Here is a 4,520-nt window from a genome sequence, read left to right as displayed (position 1 = left end):
CGCGGATCCCAGCCGTCCAGCACGCGCACGATGTCGTACGCGGCCGCCTGCTCCGCCGTGAGCACGCGGCGCGACGGGCTGGCGACGGCGCCGGGGCCCGTGCTGCCGAACTCGAAGAACCGCGCGTCTTCCGGCCGGTTTTCCTTGCGATTGCCCGCCGCGTCCGTGCTGTTCATGGGCGACCAGCCCGTGGCGCCGACGTGGTCGTCCATCCACGTGCGGATGAACACCGCCCTGCCGATCGCCTCCGGGTTGCCCGACGGGTGCCACGGCCGGCCCAGCGTGACGGAGCTCGGCGCCATCCCCGGCGTCTCCTTCCGCAGCCGGCTGTCCACGAAGACGAAGCCGTACGGATTGCGGACGTGCGTGCTGGGCGCCGTGATGTAGCCGTTGTTGGTGGCGCTGCCGCGGTCGCGCGAGACGATGTCGCAGTCGTCGAACACGGCGCGCCCCCAGCCGAAGATGAAGTCCACCGTCCCCGACACCACGCAACGGTTGAAGTACGCGCGCCCCGCGTTGGGGAACAGCGTGTCCTGGTATCCGGTGATCGCGCACTCGCGAAACACGGCCTGGTCGCTGCCCTCGTCCAGCATCACGGCCACGCCCTGCGTCCCCGTCACCTTCGTGGAGTCGGAATCGGGCTTGGCGGCGTTGGCGGGAAGGTCGAACGCGTTCTCCACCGTCATCCCCTCCAGGCGAAAGCCCGGCGCGGCGATGCGCAGCGTGAAGCTCCCGCGCGTGCCGTACGGCCATCCGCCCGGGCTGCGATGCCCCGCGGCGGCGTCATAGGTGAGGACGGTCGCGTCCCGCCCATCGCCGATCAGGTGCACGTGGGGCGCGACCACGCTCAGCTTCTCCCGGTAGCGGCCCGCGCGGATGCGGATGATGAACGGCGTCCGGCCGTCCAGCGGGGCCGTGGCCAGCGCCGCGCCGATGGTGCGGTACCAGCGCACGCTGTCGTCCCGCATCTCGCCGTCCGGCCCGGTGTAGCCCGCGTCCACCACGGCGGACCAGGCGGCCAGCGGATGCGGCAGCGGCGCCGCGTGGCGGGGCGTCCACGCGCTGTCGTAGTCCAGCAGCACCGTCGCGGGCTGGTCCGTGAACCAGCCGTAGCCCCACGCGCTGTCCGCCAGCTGGCGCCAATCGTAGAGGAGGGCGCCGTCGCGGTTGGCGAACACCGCGCGGTTGGTGCCCAGCTCGGCAAAGCGCGCCCACAGCGGGCCGGCGCCCTCCGTCACCACCGGCTTCTCGCCGGGCTGGCGCACGTAGCCCCACAGCATGTTCTCGCGCATCCACGCCGCCGCCCCGCGGATGGCCACGGGCGCGCGCGGATCGGGCGGATCCAGCTCCATCAGCAGCGCGGCGAGCGCGGGACCTTCCTTGCCGCTCAGCGCCGCCGGCTCAAAGCTGCGCGCGCCGACGGGCGCCAGCGTGAGCGGATCGTGCTGCGCGGCCCAGACCGTCCGCCGGCCGTCGATCACCACCTGGCTGTCCAGGATGCAGCCGATGCCCCGCTCCACGCTGGCCGCCGCGCGCGTCCGCGTCGCCGCGGGGACGAACGGCGCCTCGCCGGCCGCGACGTCGCGCAGCAGGCGCAGGACGTTCGCCATGGCGTCGTCGTTGAACGTAGCCGCGTCGTGGTAGCCGCCTTCCAGCGGCCAGACCTGCGGCCAGCAGCCGTTGGGAAACTGCGCGCGCAGCAGGTACTCCACCCCACGCGCGAACGCCTGCCGATACCGCTCATCCGGTCGCACCTGGTCCGTGCGGAGCAGGAAGCGCATGTGCTCCGTCGCGGCGCCGTTGTCGATCGTCCCCACGTAGTGCCAGCGCGCGCCTTCCGCGTAGCCCTGGCCCCGCGCGCGCGGCCCCCGCGTGTGGTCGACGTGCTTGCTCCACCCGCCGGACGGAGCCTGGTACGACAGGATGGATTCCGCCACACGCCGCGCCTCGTCTCCCGCCAACCACGCATCCGTCATCGCCGGCGTGACGGCGAAGTTGGGCCCGGACGGCGGCGCCGTCGCCTCCGCGCGGCCCGTAGCGCGCAGCTCGGCGGCGAGGGACGCGCGGTCCGTTTCCATCTGCCGCCGCGACGCCTCGACGTACGCCTCCCACGCGGCGCGTTCCTCCGCCGGCAGCGCGGCGATGCGGGCCGGCGCCAGGTATCCGCCGTCCGGCACCCGCGGCTGCGTGTGCAGCGGCGCGGCGGACGCGGCGAGCGCGAGAACGGCGAGGGATCGGCGGATGCGCATCATCAGCGGGCGGCGGCGGAGTCGGGCTGCACGACGAGCAGGGCCGCCAGCGCGGGGACGGATTCGCGGATGCCCTGCACGGCCAGCCCCGCCATGATCTCCGCGCCGATGGGCGAGAAGTGCGTGTTGTCGTCCAGCCCCGCCGGGTAGTTGGGCTGCTCGCCGGGGCCGAAGATGAGGAAGAGCGACCTGGAGCGATCGGGCCCGTACTCGCGCAGCACGCGCTCGCTGGCGCGGTGCATGTCGATGAGCGGCACGTCGAGCTCCGCGGCGACGGCGCGGACGAGGTCCGGGTACTCTCCGTGCGAGTCGCGGAAGACGCCGTTCTCGTCGAAGCGGCGGCGCATGACGGGCGTCATCAGCACGGGGTTGGCGTTCTTTGCGCGGACGTCGGCGACGAAGCGGGCCAGGTTGCGGCGGTAGTCGGCCGGTGGCGTATAGCGGTCGACCTTGTCCACGGACGCGTCGTTGTGGCCAAACTCGATGAAGACGTAGTCACCGGGCCGCAGGTCGTCCACGATGGCCTGCCAGCGGCCTTCCTCGATGAACGTGCGCGTGCTGCGGCCGTTGCGGGCGCGGTTGTCCACGCGGACGCGGTCAATGTCGAAGTGCTGCTGCAGCATCTCGCCCCATCCCGTCTCCGGCCGCCTGGTCACCAGCTTTTGGGCGATGGTGCTGTCGCCGGCCAGGTACAGCGTCACGGGCCGGTCCGCCACGAACGCGGCGAGCAGCAACACCAGCAGCACGGGCAGGATGCGGAGCGTCTTCATCGGCTTTCGCGAGGTGGATGGATCACGACGAACTGCATCCTCACGCAGAGGGAGCAGAGGCAGCAGAGTACTTCAAAAGCAGTTGCAGTACTGCTGCCTCTGCTCCCTCTGCGTGAGAAATTCTTTTCCTCAGTTTCCGGCAGACGGCTCGGTGATGCGGAAGAAGTCGAACTCCGCGTGGCCCGTGGCGGGTGCACCGGCCGGCGCGAGCGCGAACAGGCCCACCTTCGCGCCGATCCATCGCCCCTCGCGCGCCACGAACGAATCGCCGATGGACCTCCACGTCCGCCCGTCCGCGCTGTAGGAGAAGCGGGTGCGCGCGCCGTCCTCCATCGTCACGCGCAGCTGCACGGACGCGCCGCGCAGGGGCACGCACGTCTCCGTCTCGCGGCCGCCCTGGTGCGCATCCGTCGCCGTCGCATGCACCAGCTCATAGCCATCCGCCGTCCGGCGCACGGCCAGCGACGCGTAGTCCATCCCCATCAGCACCACGCCCGCGCGCTCCCCCATCCGCAGGTCGGAAAAGGAGATGCGCGTGATCGCATCGAACGCGGGCGCGGGAATCTTCTGCAGCAGGAGATTGGGGACGCGCCACAGGTTCACGGCGCTATCCGGCATCGCGACCGCGTTCAGCCGCAGCCGACCATCCGCCACGGACGACCACGCGGCGCGCGGGTTGGCGTGCCACTGCCACTGCAGTCCGGGCGCGGCGGAATCGAACTCGTCCGACGTCTGCGGCACCACGGGCGGATGCGACGCGCCCACGTTCGGCATCGTCCACTCGAGGACCGGCTCGCCCGTGCCGTCGCCGTTGGCATCCACGCCCATCACGGGCCAGCCGTCGCGCCACGCCAGGGGCTGCAGGTGCACGATGCGGCCGTACGCCCCGCGATCCTGAAAGTGGATGAACCAGTCCTCGCCCGTGCGCGTGTCCACCCATCCGCCCTGGTGCGGGCCGTTCACGGGCGTGGAGCCCTGCGCCAGGACGATTTTGTCCTCGTATGGACCAAACACGCCGCGCGAGCGCAGCACCGTCTGCCATCCCGTGGGCACGCCGCCCGCCGGCGCGAAGATGTAGTACCAGCCGTCGCGCTTGTAGAACTTGGGCCCCTCCATGGTGGGATGCGCCACGGAGTCTTCGAACACCAGCGTGCCCTCGTCCAGCAGCCGCGTGCCATCGGGGCTCATGCGGTTCACGTGCAGGCGGTGCTTGATGCCGGACCGGCTGCGGGCGAACGCGTGGACGAGGTACGCGCTGCCGTCGTCGTCCCACAGCGGTGCGGGGTCGATCCACCCGCGCGCTGCGTGGACCAGCACGGGCGGCTCCCAGGCGCCGCGGACGTCGCGCGTGCGCACGCGGTAGATGCCGCGATCCGGGTCGCCCCAGAAGATCCAGAACCAGCCATCGTGAAAGCGGATGGACGGCGCCCACACGCCGTTGCCGTGCTGCGGCGCGTCGAACGACGCATCCGGCCAGGCGGGAAGGGCATGGTTGACGAGG

General features: G+C 71.7%; 3 protein-coding genes. All 3 read right to left on the bottom strand.

Going from position 1 to position 4,520, the window contains the following annotated elements; genetic code table 11:
- Window positions 1-2,252: pectate lyase (gene pelA, locus VFZ20_RS15915; RefSeq protein WP_329684897.1), on the bottom strand; the 2,252-nt coding region annotated here is incomplete at its 3' end.
- Complete coding sequence (locus VFZ20_RS15910; protein WP_329684896.1) at window positions 2,252-3,019, bottom strand: rhamnogalacturonan acetylesterase; 768 nt, start codon at window positions 3,017-3,019, stop codon at window positions 2,252-2,254. The genes pelA and VFZ20_RS15910, both read right to left, overlap by 1 nt.
- Window positions 3,020-3,148: 129 nt before the next feature.
- Window positions 3,149-4,520: glycoside hydrolase 43 family protein (locus VFZ20_RS15905; protein ID WP_329684895.1), on the bottom strand; the 1,372-nt coding region annotated here is incomplete at its 5' end.

The sequence above is a fragment of the Longimicrobium sp. genome, from assembly GCF_036280135.1.
GTDB lineage: Bacteria > Gemmatimonadota > Gemmatimonadetes > Longimicrobiales > Longimicrobiaceae > Longimicrobium.
This window is presented reverse-complemented; position numbering and strand designations above follow the sequence as displayed.

Coding starts and splice junctions, on each gene's coding strand:
- VFZ20_RS15910 (WP_329684896.1), bottom strand. CDS start 3,019: ATGAAGACGCTCCGCATCCTGCCCGTGCTGCTGGTGTTGCTGCTCGCC.